A 15349-nucleotide genomic window follows, 5' to 3' on the forward strand; every position below is an offset into this window, starting at 1 on the left:
CCTCCGGCTCGGGCCGACAGCCCACCCGAGGGGGGCCTCCCTGACCGGGAGCGGTTCAGGGGACGTCTGAGGGTACGCCGCCACGGTCATTCTCGGACCTGGGTCACAAGATCGCCCGCCGGGCCTGGCCGGTGTGAAGGGCCCCTACGACGCCCATGGCACGGCCCGCATCGGCGACGACGCCGTACCGGCCACGCCACGGTCACCTCCGAGCACTCGGCCGAGGACCTCGACGCAGGCCGGGCCGAGGGCGTCGTCTCCGCCGCGAAGGCCGCCGAGGCCGACGGACTCCGGGTGGAGCTCGGCGGCAACGCCATCGCGCTCACCGACTCCCCCGGCGGCATCGCCGAGATCGTCGGCGTGACCGTCGCCGCCGTCGTGCTGTTCCTCGCCTACGGCTCCCCCGCCGCCTCGCAGGTGGTTCACGGCGTGCCCCCGTCGCGACCGCCCTGACCGGCGTGGGGAACGCGTACCTCGGTATCGAACTGCTCGGCCACGTCATGACCGTCGCCGACTTCGCGCCCTCGCGGTCGGACGAGGGCGACCGTCCGGCACCCTGTCGCGGTCGGGCGCGGCCCGCCCGGGCCCGTGCGCGAGGGCGCCATCGCCCAGCGGATTCCGGCGGTCACCGCCGTGCCGAGCGGCCGCACGCACACGTCCTCGGCAACGGTGACCCGGGGCAACCGCAGCGCCCGTGAGGTCCACTCGGGCAGCAGGGAGACGGCGTCGGGGACGGCCGGCGGATCCCACGGCGGCCGTGGGCTGGGACCACCCTGGTGTCCAGGGCCGTTCGGCCCCATGTCGCCGACAGGGGCTGTGAGGTTCTCCACCCTCCGTTCGGGCGAACTGCCCGACGGGGCCCGGCTCGGACAGGCCGACCTGGACGCGGTGCCCCTTCCCGACGGCCTGGTCGCCTATCTGTGCGGGCCGCTGCCCTTCATGCGCGCCGTGCGCGGCGACCTGCTGCGCCGGGGGGTGCCGGCCGCCGGCATCCACTACGAGGTCTTCGGCCCGGACCTGTGGCTCGGCGAGCCGGCCTGAGTCCGGACCGAGGGGCGCGAGCACGGTGAGGTGCTCTCGACACGGGAGACCTGCCCGGGGCCGACCGCGCCGTGCTCAACCTCATCCGCACGACCCGCACGGAACCGGCTCTGCGGCTGGTCTGGCTTGAGGCTCACGGCGACGCCCTCCCGGTCCTCGCCGACCTGCTCGCCCGGCGCGCTCCGGAAGGGACAGCACGGACCTTCGCGTACGGGTGCACACGGCGACCCTGAACTCGGCCCTGCGCGCGGGTGCCGAGGACTTCGCCGTGCGCTTCGCGGCCGGGCCGACTCCCCGGCCGAGGAACTCGCGGGCAGCCTGTACGCCGCGCTGTGCGCCGCGTCGGAGGGGCTGCCGTACCGAGGGACGAGCACCTCGCCCGCCCAGGACCGGCGCGTCCGAGGGCCGGCCCGCCCGTCCTCACAGGCGGATGACCACCAGAGCCGTGTCGTCGGTGCTCGCCCCGGCGGGGAGCAGATCCGCGAGGAGCGCGTCGGCCAGGGCCTCGCAGTCGTCGGTCCGCCGCCGGACCAGGGTCGCGGTCAGCCGGTCGAGACCGACGTCGATGTCCTCGCCCCGGCGCTCGATCAGACCGTCGGTGTACAGCAGCAGCGTCGCACCCGGGGTGAACGGCACCCGCGCCTGGGGGCGGGCCAGCGGTTCGGGGCGGGCGCCGAGGGGTGGGTCGGTCGCCTCGTCGAGGAGGGTCACGGTGCCGTCGGCGTCGAGCAGGACGGGCGGCGGGTGCCCGGCGTTGCTGTGGACGAGGCTGTGGTCCTCCCAGTCGATGAAGACCGTCGCCACCGTCGTCGACAGGGCCCCGTCGACGGAACGCGCGTACACCTCCACCGCGTCCAGCGCCTGGGCCGGGCCGCCGGCGATCCGGGTGGCCGCGCTCAGGGCGCTGCGCAGCTGGCCCATCACGCAGGCCGCCGCGAGCCCGTGCCCGACCACGTCACCGACGGCCACCGCCATACGATCGCCGGGCAGGTCGACCAGGTCGTACCAGTCGCCGCACACATTGAGGTCACGGACGGCGGGCCGGTAGCGCACGGCGGCGCGGTGATGTCCGACGGGTCCGGGCGGGGGCATCATCGCCTCCTGGAGCCGCAGGGCGACCTCACGCTCGCGGGCGTGCGCCGTGCGCAGGCGCTCATTGACCTGCTGAAGCTCACGGGCCCGGGTGTACAGCTCGGCCTCCAGGACCTGGGCACGGCCGTTGTCGCCGGCCCCGCTGCCGTTGCCGCCGGCTCCACCGCCGTTGTCGCCCGCCCCGCCACGGGCCCGGATCAGCTCGGTGACGTCCTCCACCCGGTGCACGATGAGCGCGACCTGCCCGTCGGGCCCGAGCACCGGGGCGTTGACGGGACTCCAGTAGCGTTCCCGCCAGTGTCCGGCCGGTTCCGGATCGGCGATGTCGTAGCGCTGGAGCGCCATCGTGTCGCGCTCCCCCGTCGCCACCACCCGGTTCATCGACGCCTCGACGTCCCGCATGCCGCCGGCCGCGGCGGGGTCGTCGGTGTTCTCGGGGAAGGCGTCGAAGATGTACTGCCCGATGAGCTGCTCCCGTGTACGGCCGGTCTGCCGGACGAAGTCGTCGTCGACGTCGACGTACACGAGGTCGGGGGTGAGCAGGGCGATCATGCCGGGGAGGGCGTGGAAGACCGCCTCGTAGTCGATCTCCGGATCGCGCATTTCCGCCCACCTCGGCCCCGCAGTCGCTGTGCCTGTCCACGATAAGGAGGAAAGCGCCGATCGGCGCGGGCTCCGTGCCTCCTCCGCGGAACCGGCCGCTGCCCTCGCCACCGGTCTCCGTCCCGGACTCAACGGCTGAATTCGGGCGGTGGTCACGAGGCCGGGCGCCGCATGCTGGGTGCGGAGGTGCGCGGTGCGCTGCTCCGTGGATCCGGAACGTGGCCTGGAAATGGTCTGGCAACGCCCTGACCGGCGATTACGTCCCGTGCTGATGCGGTGCCGGGGGCCTGGCCGCCGTCGCGGGAGCCGCGCAGACGCCTGAGGCGCCCGACGGTGTCGTGACGCTCGTGCTGGGCTTCGAGCACCGGATCCGGGTCAGCGACGTGGCCGAGAGTGCCGCCGTCGCCGAGGTGGCCGGAACGACCGCCCGCAGCGGGTCCGTGGTCCCGGCCGCCGGATGGCACACGCGCCTGCTGTCGGCGCCGCGCGCTGCGGGGCGGCACTCGGCGAGCACGGCGGCCGGTGGTAGGGCATGCGGGGCGCGCTCGCGCCCCGGGCGGCGTACACCCCCCGTCGGGGTCACCGTGCACGAGTGGGCCGGGGGCGTCCTCGGCCCGGCGGAGCTCGTCGGCCGCCGCGTGGACGAGCGCGGCGACACACCGGCCTGTCCGCCCGGCTGGGCGAAAAGCGGCTCCGGTGGACGGTCGTCCCGTCCGCCGGAGCCGCCGCGCCGTGCACCCTGGCGCCATCGCTCCTCGCCGGGAGGGGCGCTCCATTCCCCTCGCGGGGACGGTCAGTTCTCCTGGATCACGGAGAGGACGTTCCCGGCGGGGTCCGTGAACCACGCGATGGCGGCCGGGCCGTCGTCGCCCCCGCCGCCGCGGACGACGCCCTTGTCGTCCTGTTCGAAGCCGGGGTAGCGCTGAAGGCTCACACCGCGCCGCTCCAGCCAGGTCACGGCCTCGTCGATGTCGTCGACCGGGAAGTTGAGGATCGTGAAGGTCGCGGCCGTGTGGTTGTCCTTCGGGTAGACCAGGACCCGCGCTCCGCCGCCGATCTTGAGGGTCAGCATCCGCATGTCCCCCTGCCCGGACTCCTCGACGTCGAGACCGAGCGTCTCACCGTAGAAGCGGCGGGCCCGGTCGAGGTCGTCGACCGAGAAGCCGCTGAACGCCTGCGTCTGTCCGAGCATCCGAGTGTCTCCTTCGCGGGTGATGCGTCCTGCCCCCAGGGCACACCAGCCCCCACGCGCAGGGGTGCGCGCCACGCGCGCGGCGTCCGGATGGTCGTGTGCCCTTCACTCTCACGAAGAGCGGGTCAGGGCCTTCGCGCGCCGGAGGCCGCGGCCGCGTTCGTCGCGTCGCAGCGGGTGGCCTCGTCCTCGCCGCCGCCCGCACGCGTGAGGTCCCGGTGCGCACGGGCTTCGGCGACGATGTCGGCGGGACACGGGGGTGCGGCCGCGGAGGCCGCGGCGGAGTCGATGACGGCCATCACGACAGCAGCGGCCACGCACAGGAGGCCGACGGCGGTGAGCCAGACCCGGACGGCCGTGTCGGCCCGGCCACCCGGCGTGTCGGGCGGGCAGCAGTCGCAGCCGCGGGTGTCCCCGGCGGCCTCCTCGATCCAGTAGGCGCCCAGCAGCCGACCCCGCAGCAACACTCCGGATGAACCCAAGTCGTTCATGCGTCGTTCAACGAGCCGGACCCCGCCGGGTTCTCACATCAGCGGATCTGTCACACAAAGAGGGAACGATTCTGCAATGCGGTGTACGCGGCTTCCGCACGCGGTAGGGGCGGCCGGACACGCCGGTGCCCCGGGGTCCCGCACAGCGGGGCACCGGGGCACGTCGCGTCCTGGCCTCCGGACAGGAGGACGGAGGCGTCAGCGGCGGGTCGAGCGGCGCCTGGTGCGCATCAGGAGCACACCTCCGGCGGTCAGGAGGGCCGAACCGGCCGCGGCGGGCCACAGGTTGGCGCCCGTCTCGGCGAGCGGGCCGCTCTCGCCCTGCGGCGCCGAGACCTGCTGACCGCCCGCGGAGCCCGGATCGGTGTAGTCGGGCTGACCACCGGCTTCCGTCGCGGTGGCGGCCGGGGAGGCCGCGGCGTTCGGGGTGCCGGCCGACTTGGGCTCCACGACCGGTGTGTCACCGGCCGGGGCCTCGGTCGGGCCACCGCCGGGGGCTTCGGGCTGCTCCACGCCGGGGGCTTCGGGCTGCTCGTTGCCGGGCGCCTGCGGCTGCTCCTCGACCGGGGCCTTCGTGGGCTCGTCGCGGGGAGGCTCGGACGGCTCGTAGCCGGGCGCTTCGGAAGGCTCCTCGCCCGGGGCTTCGGTCGGGCCGCCGCCGTCACCGGCATCCCCACCGGGCGGCTCCTCGGTGCCGTCGCCCGGTTCGGCCGGCGGCTCCACGCCGCCGTCGCCACCGCCCTGCGGGTCCTCCGGAGCGGCGGTCGGCTGCTCCCCGGCACCGTCGTCGCCGCCTCCGGCACCGGCGCCGCACTGACGGCCGCCGTTGATGCAGTCGACCATCTCCCCCATCAGGTCCTCGGCGAAGACGTTGATGAAGTCGCCGTGGTCGGTCTGGGGCTTGTGAAGCTGCTCGGGGAAGGAGTCGACCGCGAACAACGGGGTCGTACGGCCACCGTCGTTCAGGCTCGGCGCGTCGACGTCGTAGACGATGCGCTGCACCAGCTGCGGGATCGCCCGGAACCCGGAGGGGCAGTTGCCCGAGCCGTCGGCGAAGGCCACATGGGTGCGGTGGTTGGCGCTGTCGATGTTGCGGCCGTCCCAGCAGCTCTGGAACTTGAAGGTGCGCACCACGTCGCTGCCGGACGGGCAGAGCGGGTACTTGTCCTTCAGCTGACGGTCCTCGAAACCGGTGCAGCTCCAGGAGGCGTTGGCGTTGCCGGGGCCGTTGACGAAGGACTTGGCGTCGCCGGTGATGATGCGCAGCAGCCGGGGCATCGCGGTGACCTCGCTCACCGGGCTGCCCACGAAGGTCAGAGTGACGTCCCTGGGCGTGACGATCTCTCCGGCGTTGCCCTCGATGCCGCCGCCGGGCGACTGGGCGTCCTGCTCCTGGTCGCCGTTCTGGAGCCGCAGCACGGGCCAGTAGTACGAGGACTTGTCGCCCTGGTCCACGCAGCTGGTGCCGGCGGCCGCGAGGTCGTCGTCGCTCGCGAAGGCGTCGTTGTCCTGGTTGCCGATGTAGTCGTGGAAGTGGTGGGCGCCGTTGGCGACTCCGGGCGCGACGATCACGTTGTCCGAGTTGAACAGGCCCTGCGCGTTCACGCCGCAGTTGCTGGCGAACGCACCGCGCGAAGCGCCCTCCGACTGGGGCGGGTCGGCCGCGGCAGGCTGGACGGTGGTGATGTCGGCGTAGTCCGCGGCGACGGGGCCGTTGCCGCCCTGCCCGCCGATCCCGCCCTGTCCGCCGTCGCCCTGTTCGCCGCCGTCCGCCTGCCAGTTGTCCTCGTCCTGGCCGTCCGATCCGTCCGCCGCGCCTGAGTCCTGCGCGCCTTCGGCCTCTCTGAGGGTGCAGGCGGCCAGCGGTTCGAGGCCTTCCGGCCGCTCGCCCGCGCCTTCCAGCACCGCGGCGATGCGCTCGATCGTCGCCGCCCGCTGGTCCGACAGCGGCTTCACGATCAGTTCCTCGGGCGAACCCGAGGCCGAACCTCCGCTCTGCTCCTGGAGCTGCCGGTACGCGTCGGCGATCTGCTGGTCCAGCAGGGCGAGTTCCTTGTCCACTGCCTCGCGCGCGGCGGCCGGCACCGAGGTGAGCCGTTCGCCCACGTCGGGGCAGTCGATCGTGGCGGCGCCCCACGCGCTCGTCGTCTCAACGGCGTTGCCGCCCGCGCCACTGTCCGTGGCGGAGGCGTACACGTTCACCGCCACCAGTCCTCCACCGCCCAGCATCAGGGCGACGGCTGCAAAGGTCGCGCGTCTGGCACCGGTCGGGCGTCTGCGCGTGTTGCGTCCCACGTTCGTACTCCTACGCGTTGGTCTACGCGGTCATGAGTTCCCCCTGGGGTGTCATACGCGGTGGTGCGCCCGAGTGTTCAATCGAAACGGGAATCGACCGGAAACCCTTCCGCCGCGCAGGTCACGCGCGTCCGCCGGAGCTCGGGGGCCGCCAGGGCCCGGGAGCCGCCGAGGGTCAGGAGCCGCCGAGGGTCAGGGGCCGCCGATCGCGCCGAGGTCGAGATTGGCGACGCTGTGATGCCAGGCCAGGGCGATGAGGACCAGCAACACCCCGTAGGAGGTGGCGGGGACGGCGATCCACCCGTCGAGATACGGGGCGGCCTTGACGAGCATCAGAACGATGTACAGCACGTCGATCAGGCCGACGCCCGCATAGGCGATCAGGATCGCGGCGCGCTGCCAGCGGACGGCGGTGTGGAGGTTCAGGGCCCGCTCGCTGGCCGTGACGCCGATGGTGGTGCGGTCCAGCCCGGAACCGGTGGCGGGCTCCACCGCGTCCAGAAGGGCCTGTTCGAGGGTGAGGATGGAACGCGCCCGCACGCCGGCCAGGTTGACCAGCTGCGCCTGGAACGCCAGTACGCACACCAGGGGGAAGGGCAGCAGGCTGATCGCCCAGCCCAGCAGGTCGAGTTTGTCGTAGAAGGCGATGGTGCCGACGAGATAGGTGACGGCGGCGCCCATTGTGGCGAGGCTGACGGTGAGGGTGCTGGAGCGGTCGGCGCGGTCGGACTGGTAGATGGCCGTGAGCACGTGCAGGCGGTCGGACAAGAGGTCTCCTCGGTCGACGGGACCGGCGGTCTTCACGAGGTCCGCGCGGACCGCTCCGGTTTGCCGCGGGCCCCTCGGCCGCGCCTGTCGGCCGGTTCGCGCGGCCAGGTCACGGCGTGTCCGGGCCGGGTCCGGGTGATCCGTTTCTGAGACGCTGCACGGCGGCGAGCATCGTGGCTTCGGCCTCGTCCAGGGCGCCCCGGCGGGACAGCAGGTGCTCGATCTCGTCGAAGCGCACGGTCGCGTCCCGGTAGCCCAGGGCGCGCAGGGCCGCGACCCGGTCGGGGGCGAAATCCATCAGGCCGGTCAGCGGTCCGAAGGGGCCGGGCGGGACGACCGGCACGCTGGGCCGGATGTCGACCCGCAGAAGACCGGTCGCCGCGCCCGGCGCCACGGGGGCGTCGGGGTGCAGATGCAGGACGACGAGGATGTCGCAGTGCTCGGCCGAGGCGAAGGCGCGCACGGGGGTACGGTCCCCGCGGCCGAGCCCTCCGTCGAGGTAGGCGCAGCCGTCGATCACGCGCGTCGGGAAGATGAACGGCAGGGCGGCGCTGGCCAGCACCGCCTCACGGACCTGGAACGCCGCGAGGTCGTTCAGCCTGATGATGCTGGCGCGGGACCCGCCCATCCACCGGGCGATCTCCACGAGGTGGCGCAGTTCCTCGGGGAGGCCCTGGTGGTCCATCAGCGGATAGGCGGTGACCCACACGGGCAGCCCGGCCCGGATGCGTTCGGGGTCGACCGCCTCGTCGATCAGTTCCTCCAGCAGGGCGGTGCGCTCCTTGAGTGCCAGGAGGCGCGGGAGAAGGCGTCGCATCTGCCGTGCCGTGCCCTCCACGGCGACGCCCGCCTCGTCCAGCGGCAGCCCCCGGCTGTCGGACGGCGCGATGCCCATGCGGGTCGTGAAGCGCTCCCAGAAGGCGGCGAGCCGCTCGACTCCGTGGAGGAACGACTCCGCGCCGGCCAGGACGGCACCGTTGAGGGCGCCGATGCTGGTGCCCGCGATCGCGGACACCTGGGCGCCCCGCTCCGCCATGTAGTCCAGGACGCCCAGTTCATAGGCGCCTTTGGCCCCGCCGCCCGCCAGCACCAGGCCGATGCGTACGGGCGTGCGCGGGGCGCGCGGCGGCCGTGTCCGGTCGGCGGGGCCGGGGGACGGGGCAGCTCGGGGGGACAGCGGGTCACGGGCCACCGCCAGGGCCTCGCGTCCGAGGCGGGCGAAGTCCCCCGGCCCGGTCATGGGGCACCTCCGAGCCCCCGGAGCCGGGAGCGGCGGGCAGCGGCCTCCGTGAACTGCTCCCTGACGACCTGGCGGAGCAGTTCCTCGACGGTCAGGCTGGCGGCGACATAGCTGCTGCCGTTGCCGACGGCTCTCCTGAGTGCCGTTCCCGCGACGGCCTCGGGGTCCGCCTCCGACGCCGCGCTCGCCTGTGCCGTTCCGCTCAGCGCGGCGCTCAACGGGCCGCGTTCGCAGGACAGTCCGTCCGGCAGGCCCTCGCCCAGCAGTTCGGCCACCATGAGCCGGTGGTCGTCGCTGGGCAGATGGCGGGTCGCCTCGGCCAGCATCCCCGCGACGGATCGCACGCCCTGGTACCACGGCGTGGGCGGGTCCTGGAGCATGCGACCGACCAGCTCGCGCTCGATGTGCCCGCCGCCCTTGTCGGTGGAGAGCTCCCCGGCGGGGCCGGTGGCGACCTCACGGGCCAGCAGCACCGCGCCGAACAGCCACCCCAGCTTCGGATCGGGCAGGGGGTGGCGCCAGCGGCGTACGGCGTTGTCGATGGCCAGGCTGCTCTCGATCTTGCGCAGCCGCTCGTCGTGCTCCCCGAAGGCGTGCCCGGTGCGTTCCGCCAGTTCCGCGACCACGAACGCGAGTTCCTGCACGCCCTTCTCCGTCCCCCGCAGGCGCGCGTCGAGCTCCTCCGTCCGGCCGCCGACCCGGCCGACCTCGTCGGCGACCTCGGCGACCGCGAGGTCGGTGACCGCCAGTCGTCCGGTGAGGCTGGACACCCAGGAGAGCGTGTCGCGCTGGGCGCCGATCAGGGAGCCCTTCACGATGAGGTCCCTGCGGCGTCTGTGGCCGGTGACCTGGCCCAGGAACCTGGCGAAGAAGCCCTCACGCACGGTGGCGCGTACCAGGTCGTCGGCGGTGTGCAGGTCGTTGAGGAGTTCGAGCAGGAGCCGGTCGCCCACGAGGGGGACCCCGCTGGCGACGTCGGACGGGTTCAGCGCTCTCTTCACGGGCCGACCGCCGGTGCCACGAACACGAAGGGGGCGCTGTAGGTCTGCGGGCGGTCGCCGACGACGCCGTAGGAGGGCGCGACCAGGAACTCGGGCGAGGCGCCCTCGGGCGGCGAAGGGTTCCATACCTGGTACTCACCCGTGGGCAGGTCCGTCACGTCCACCGAGAAGTCCAGTTCGGCCGTGAGCGAGAGGTCGGCCACGGTGCCGCGCAGGTCGGCCGCTTTGCGGAACACCGCGCTGAACTGGCCCCTGAACTGGGCCTCATCGGTTGCGTGCCCGAGCTCGCGCAGCCGGGCGAGGACGTCTTCCGGCTGCTTGGTCAGCGGCTCGCCGAGCGGCTGGAACAGCTGCTCCACGAGCTGGGCGACAGCCCGGGCACGGCGCCGCGCCAGCTCCATGTCGTCCTCCTCGGCCTGCTTCGGACAGAGCAGGCGCCCCAGGGTGAGCAGGTCCTGCCGGACCAGCGTCTGGTATTTCTGGGCCAGTTCGAGGTGCCGGTGGTGCTTGTCCGAGGTGGCTCGGCCGTCGTCGATCGCGTCGCGCACCCCTTTGTCCCGCAGGGCGTCCAGCAGCAGGTCCAACTTCTGGGCCACCCCGTCGAGCCGCTCGGCGAGGGCGTCCACGGCCTTGAGCACGGCCTCTCCCCTGAGGCGCGTCTGCGTGACGAGGAATTCGCTCTGCCGCTGCAGGCCCTCGTGCAACTCGGTGCGCAGCGAGTGGAACCCGGTTTCCAGGTCACGCTGGTCCTTGTCCCGCTTGGACGATGAAGCGCCCTTGCCTCCCCGCCAGACGCGCGTGTCGGCGTACAGACTCGCCTCGTCCTCACCCTCCTGGCCGGTTCTGTACGTGTCTTCGTGCATGGGTCAGCTCCCCGCCTTGCCGTGACGTCCGTACAGCTCGGTGAACTCGATCGTCGCCTTGCGGCGCACCCCGCTGATGCGGTCCCTGGTCTCCACCGCGATCTCCGTGCCGCCGAACGCGTAGTACACATCAACGAGTCGCTTGGACGAGTCCTGATTCACCGAACCGGAGACGTCCGCCACCACCGTGCCCAGGTGCTCGCAGCCCGGATCGTCGGTGTACTGCGGGTCGTCGCTGTAGGTGGCGTAGAGCCCGATGTCGAAGGACTGGAGGTCGCGTTGGGGGATCCGCAGGGAGGAGTTCTTGAGTGCGCCGGTCTCGACCACGTCACCGCGCCGGACCACCACATGCATCCGTCCGCTGCACATGATCTCGCCGTCCTCGTCGATGAAGCGCCTGCGCTGGGGGTCGACACCGTCACGGAAGGGCTTCGAACAGGCGTAGGCGTACGTGTACTTCGAGCGGCGGCCCCAGACCACCGAGGGGTCGTAGGCGAAGTGGACGGCTCCGCCCAGCACGGCGACCGCGGGGTCCTGGGGGATCAGCACCTCGACCTCGTCACCGAAGCGGTGGGCGATCCGGTCACGCAGGTAGGTGGAGCGGGCGAAGCCGCCGACGATGACGATCTGGTTGACACCCTTGAGCGGGCCGCCGTCGATGACGAGCTGCCGCTGGCGTTCGATGGTGTCCAGGACCGGCCCGACCACCGCCTCGTGCAGCATGGCGACCTCGGCCGGGGTGAGCACGAGGTGATAGGGGTCGCCGTAGGCCTCCTCCGCGAGCCGATCCCGGGTGGCCCGGGGCAGCGCCTCCCACAGCCGGCCCGGGATCTCGATGTCGCAGGGCGTGGTGATGACGGGCGCGCCGCCGGGCGCCGTCTCGGAGTGCAGACCGACCTTCCACTCCTCCCAGCGGTCCTCCAGCAGCGCGATCTCCTTCGGGTGGGAGACCGTCAACGCCTTCAGTTCCTCGACCCCGAACCGGTCGGCGAGGACCCGGTCGACGAAGTGCTGGTTGATGTACGCCGAGCCGTGGGCTCCGCCGTCGGCGAGGCCGATCTCGGCCAGCCGGTCGTCCCCGACGCCATCGGCGCGGATCTGGTAGCTGGTGATGTCGACGGTGCCGCCGCCGCAGTCGACGACCATGAACCTGCTGCCGGCCGTCCAGACGTCGAGCCGCCCCTCCGGCCGCGCCGGACCGAGCAGGGTGCCGGAGGTGAGCGCGCAGTACACGGCCGCCGCTTCCGGCTCGCTCACCAGCAGCAGCCGCTCCTCGTCGGCGGGCAGGCCGGCCGCCACCGCGGCGTCACGCATCGCGCGCTTCTCGGCGTCCTTCCAGATCGCGGGAACGGTGATGCACCAGCGGATGTCGTCCCCCTCGTAGGCGAGGCCACTGCCGCGGTAGCTCGTCGCGCCGATCTCCTCCAGCGCCGTCCGGTACAGCTTGCCGAGGTAGGCGGTGATCAGTGACCGCACGATCCGGCGGTCGGCCCGGGCGAGCCTGCCGAGGAAGCGCGGCACGTCGGAGGGAGGGGCGTCCGACCTCAGCGCCATCTTGAATCGGCTCGCGTATCCGAATTTGTTCGGATTCTTTTGGTTGAGCTCGATCTGCCAGCGCCTTCGCGCCTCGTAGCCGAACTCCTTCACCACCCCTTGCCCGTCCACCAGGATGGCCGTCAGGTCCTTCGGATAGCGGCTGCTGCCACCGTGCTTCACGAAGTCCTGGTAGGCGATGTAGCGATTGTTGGTCACGTCCTGCAAATTCGACACGGTCGCCCATGCGAACCCGGATCCATGTGTGCCGAAATCAATAGCCACCACGACTTTGGGCACGAACACGCCTGTTGAAACACTCATACTGTCCCCCTGAGCCCCGACGAGGGCATGCCGAGCCGCGTCGTCCGAGCCGGTCCGCAACTAAAAGATCACGTCGCCCCAACCACTCGAGAAGTGGCCTGCCTTCCGCTCCCCCACCGTCAACACCCCTCGCACGAGGGGCGCTTGATTCAGGTGTTCTTCATTCCCGTGAGGGTGCACTGAAAACTAGTTCAGCGGCAGCGAATAAGGAGAGGTCAGTCACTCGCCACCCGGGCCGTCCGTATCAAGGCCGTCCCACGCTTCCTCCGTGTCCGGAGCCTCGTCGGGCCCGTGTTCGAAGTCGTCGTGCGGTTCCAACTCCGCGTGCTGATCGACAGCGTCGGACTCCGGGGCGCCGGACGGGTCCGGGGCGCCGGGCAGGAGACCGCGGCCGTTCTTGTCTGAACATGCTCGTCGCACGGCGTTTCGACGTGACGTCGGCGGCCGGCCGGGAGCAGCGGGACCATGCGATCGAGGATCTGCGCCGTGCCCTCGTCAACGACACCGCCAGAAGGATCGCGCGGAACGACCCGTGCTTCGCCGGGCTTCTGTCCGACCCCCGCTTCCTGGAGCTGGTGCGGGAGGGGCCGACGGCGGTCGCGGTGGCACGGTCGTTGGCGAGCCGACCGGAGCGCTCCACCGCGCGGAGGCGGCCGCCGTGGCCGCCCGGCCCGCAGGCGGGTGCGCCCAGGCGACTGCTCAGGCCGTGTGCGCGAACACCTCCCGGGCCGCCGTCTCCGCGACGGCGCGGTCCGTCGGGACCAGGCCGATGCGGGTGCGGCGGTCGAGGAGGTCCGCCTCGTCGAGGGCTCCTTCGTGGCGGACGGCCCACAGGAGTTCGGCGCCGGTGACGGGGTGTCCGGGGACGACCGGGCGGGCGAGGGACGGGTCCTTCAGGCCGAGGGCGTGCACGGCTCGGGCCTCGGTGCCGTAGCGGCGTACGAGGCGGGCGGGGACGTCGAGCCGGGCGAGGGTGCCCGGGTCGGCGGCGCCGACGAGGGGGACGGAGGCGGTGCGGCAGGGGCCGGCGAGCAGGCGCCGGGCGGCCACGGCGGCGTCGACGGCGTCCTGCGCCATGCGCCGGTAGGTGGTGAGCTTGCCGCCGACGACGGTGACGACGCCGTCGGGCGAGGTCAGCACGGCGTGCTTGCGGGAGATGTCGGCGGTGCGGGCGCCCTCGGTGTCGAGCAGGGGGCGCAGACCCGCGAAGGCGCCGACCAGGTCGTCTCGGTGGACGGTGACGTCGAGCGCGGAGCCGAGGACGTCGAGGAGGAAGCCGATGTCGGTCTCGGGGACCTCCGGCACGTCGGGGACGTCGCCGTCGACGGGTTCGTCGGTGAGGCCGACGTAGACCCGGCCGTCGCCCTGGGGCAGGACGAGGACGAACCGGTTGGTCTCGCCGGGGATGGGGATGTGCAGTCCGGCGGCGAGCCGGCCGAGGGCCTCGGAGCGCAGCACGAGGTGGGTGCCGCGGGAGGGGCGCAGGCGTATGCCGGGGACGAGGCCGCCGGCCCAGACGCCGGCCGCGTTGACGACGGCGCGGGCGCGGATGCGCAGTTCCCGGCCGGTGGTCTCGTCGCGGACGAGGGCGCCGTCGCCGCTGAGTTCCAGGGCGCGGGTGCGGGTGAGGACGCGGGCGCCGTGGGCGGCCGCGGTGCGGGCGACGGCGGTCACCAGACGGGCGTCGTCGGTGAGCTGGCCGTCCCAGGAGAGCAGGCCGCCGCGCAGGCCGCCGGGGCGCAGGGCCGGGGCGAAGTGGCGGGTCTCGACGGCGGACAGGGTGCGGGGGGCGGGCAGCGTGCGGCGTGAGGTGCGGGCGGCGGCGCGCAGCATGTCGCCGGCCAGGAAGCCGGCTCGGGCGAGGGCGGCCTGACTGCGGCCGACCAGCGGGGTGAGGGGCAGCACGAAGGGCTGGGCGCGGACCAGGTGCGGGGCGGTGCGTTCCATGAGGATGCCGCGTTCGACGGCGCTCTCGTGGGCGACGTCGAGCTGTCCGGAGGCGAGGTAGCGCAGCCCGCCGTGGATGAGCTTGGAGCTCCAGCGGGAGGTGCCGAAGGCGAGGTCGTGGGCGTCGATCGCGGCGACGGTGAGCCCGCGGGTGGCGGCGTCGAGGGCGGCGCCGGCTCCGGTCGCGCCGAGGCCGACGACCAGGACGTCGACCTGGGTGCCGTCGGCGAGTTCGGCGAGTTCGCGCCGGCGGCGTTCGGCGTCGAGCGAGGATCCGGGCAGGTCGGGGCTGCTCGTGGGGTTCATGGCGTGAGGGTCCTCTCCAGCAGCGTGCGCAGTTCGTCGAGGAAGGCGGCTTCGCTCAGTTCGGGGTCGGTCTCGTCGGTCATGGTGCGCAGCGAGAGCGTGAAGGACTGGACGACGAGCAGCAGGGAGCGGGCCTGGAGGTCCGTCCGCGCGCGCCGTACGGATCCGTCCTGATGGCCCTCGTCGAGTGCGGCGGCGAGGAGCTCCAGGAGGGCTTCCTGGCTGGCGCCTCTTCGGTCGAGGATGTAGGGGAGCAGCAGTTCGGGGTCGACGTCGACGATCTTGTGGAAGAGCGGGTGGGCGCGGAACGCGGCGGTTCCCTCGACGAGTCCGTCGACGATGCGGTCGCGCACGGGCCGGGGTTCGTCGGCGGGCGGCATGGCGCCGACGGCGACCCCGATCCACTCACGGGTCATCAGGTCGCCGACCAGGGTGCGCACGTCGGGCCAGCGCCGGTAGAGCGTCATCCGGGAGACGCCCGCGCGCCGGGCGACATCGGTGAGGGTGGTGCGCCGTACGCCGACGGCGAGCACGCAGTCGCGGGCGGCGTCGAGTACGGGATCGGCGTCCGAGGCGTTGTGACGAATGGGCGTCATGTGTCACAGTGTAATGCAGCGCGGGGCGAGCGCCGGCGCCGTCCGTGGACCGACCGT

The 15349-nt window shown here is 72.8% G+C and carries 11 protein-coding genes and 2 pseudogenes; 2 read left to right on the forward strand and 11 right to left on the reverse strand.

From position 1 onward, the window contains the following. Positions 1–118: 118 nt before the first annotated feature. Together ABZZ79_RS29405 and ABZZ79_RS29410 are read left to right on the forward strand one after the other, a co-directional pair. Positions 119–524, forward strand: a pseudogene (locus ABZZ79_RS29405) (MMPL family transporter); the annotation flags it as partial. A gap of 343 nt (positions 525–867) precedes the next feature. Beyond that, positions 868–1041 (forward strand): annotated as a pseudogene (locus tag ABZZ79_RS29410) (hemin transporter); the annotation flags it as partial. 420 nt (positions 1042–1461) lie between these two features. On the opposite strand, the gene ABZZ79_RS29415 reads toward ABZZ79_RS29410, so the two are convergent. The 11 genes from ABZZ79_RS29415 to ABZZ79_RS29465 form a co-directional block, all read right to left on the reverse strand. Further along, positions 1462–2736, reverse strand: coding sequence for a SpoIIE family protein phosphatase (locus ABZZ79_RS29415; protein WP_356693782.1), 1275 nt, complete (start codon positions 2734–2736; stop codon positions 1462–1464). A 793-nt stretch (positions 2737–3529) separates the two neighbouring features. Continuing rightward, complete coding sequence (locus ABZZ79_RS29420) at positions 3530–3928, reverse strand: VOC family protein (RefSeq protein WP_356693784.1); 399 nt, start codon at positions 3926–3928, stop codon at positions 3530–3532. Between the two features lie 125 nt (positions 3929–4053). After that, a complete protein-coding gene (locus ABZZ79_RS29425; protein WP_356693786.1) occupies positions 4054–4419 on the reverse strand; it encodes a hypothetical protein in 366 nt (121 codons plus the stop codon). Positions 4420–4617: 198 nt separating this feature from the next. After that, complete coding sequence (locus tag ABZZ79_RS29430) at positions 4618–6648, reverse strand: DUF1996 domain-containing protein (protein ID WP_356693908.1); 2031 nt, start codon at positions 6646–6648, stop codon at positions 4618–4620. Between the two features lie 258 nt (positions 6649–6906). Continuing rightward, the gene (locus ABZZ79_RS29435; protein ID WP_356693788.1) at positions 6907–7482 is read right to left on the reverse strand and encodes a hypothetical protein; all 576 of its coding nucleotides are present in this window, start codon (positions 7480–7482) and stop codon (positions 6907–6909) included. Between the two features lie 109 nt (positions 7483–7591). Continuing rightward, the gene (locus tag ABZZ79_RS29440) at positions 7592–8722 is read right to left on the reverse strand and encodes a patatin-like phospholipase family protein (RefSeq protein WP_356693790.1); all 1131 of its coding nucleotides are present in this window, start codon (positions 8720–8722) and stop codon (positions 7592–7594) included. Next, a complete protein-coding gene (locus ABZZ79_RS29445) occupies positions 8719–9723 on the reverse strand; it encodes a hypothetical protein (RefSeq protein WP_356693792.1) in 1005 nt (334 codons plus the stop codon). The genes ABZZ79_RS29440 and ABZZ79_RS29445 overlap by 4 nt, the downstream gene beginning before the upstream one ends. Then, the gene (locus ABZZ79_RS29450; protein ID WP_356693794.1) at positions 9720–10586 is read right to left on the reverse strand and encodes a hypothetical protein; all 867 of its coding nucleotides are present in this window, start codon (positions 10584–10586) and stop codon (positions 9720–9722) included. Before ABZZ79_RS29450 ends, ABZZ79_RS29445 begins: the two co-directional genes overlap by 4 nt. Positions 10587–10589: 3 nt before the next feature. Continuing rightward, on the reverse strand, positions 10590–12338 hold the full coding sequence (locus ABZZ79_RS29455; protein WP_356693796.1) for an Hsp70 family protein: 1749 nt from the start codon (positions 12336–12338) through the stop codon (positions 10590–10592). Positions 12339–13142: 804 nt separating this feature from the next. Then, the gene (locus ABZZ79_RS29460) at positions 13143–14696 is read right to left on the reverse strand and encodes a glycerol-3-phosphate dehydrogenase/oxidase (protein WP_356693798.1); all 1554 of its coding nucleotides are present in this window, start codon (positions 14694–14696) and stop codon (positions 13143–13145) included. Next, on the reverse strand, positions 14693–15292 hold the full coding sequence (locus ABZZ79_RS29465; protein ID WP_356693800.1) for a helix-turn-helix domain-containing protein: 600 nt from the start codon (positions 15290–15292) through the stop codon (positions 14693–14695). Before ABZZ79_RS29465 ends, ABZZ79_RS29460 begins: the two co-directional genes overlap by 4 nt. Positions 15293–15349: the final 57 nt, after the last annotated feature.

The organism is Streptomyces sp. NPDC006458 (assembly GCF_040612135.1).
Lineage (GTDB): Bacteria > Actinomycetota > Actinomycetes > Streptomycetales > Streptomycetaceae > Streptomyces.

Coding starts and splice junctions, on each gene's coding strand:
- ABZZ79_RS29450 (WP_356693794.1), bottom strand. CDS start 10,586: ATGCACGAAGACACGTACAGAACCGGCCAGGAGGGTGAGGACGAGGCG.
- ABZZ79_RS29425 (WP_356693786.1), bottom strand. CDS start 4,419: ATGAACGACTTGGGTTCATCCGGAGTGTTGCTGCGGGGTCGGCTGCTG.
- ABZZ79_RS29440 (WP_356693790.1), bottom strand. CDS start 8,722: ATGACCGGGCCGGGGGACTTCGCCCGCCTCGGACGCGAGGCCCTGGCG.
- ABZZ79_RS29465 (WP_356693800.1), bottom strand. CDS start 15,292: ATGACGCCCATTCGTCACAACGCCTCGGACGCCGATCCCGTACTCGAC.
- ABZZ79_RS29420 (WP_356693784.1), bottom strand. CDS start 3,928: ATGCTCGGACAGACGCAGGCGTTCAGCGGCTTCTCGGTCGACGACCTC.
- ABZZ79_RS29415 (WP_356693782.1), bottom strand. CDS start 2,736: ATGCGCGATCCGGAGATCGACTACGAGGCGGTCTTCCACGCCCTCCCC.
- ABZZ79_RS29430 (WP_356693908.1), bottom strand. CDS start 6,648: ATGCTGGGCGGTGGAGGACTGGTGGCGGTGAACGTGTACGCCTCCGCC.
- ABZZ79_RS29460 (WP_356693798.1), bottom strand. CDS start 14,696: ATGAACCCCACGAGCAGCCCCGACCTGCCCGGATCCTCGCTCGACGCC.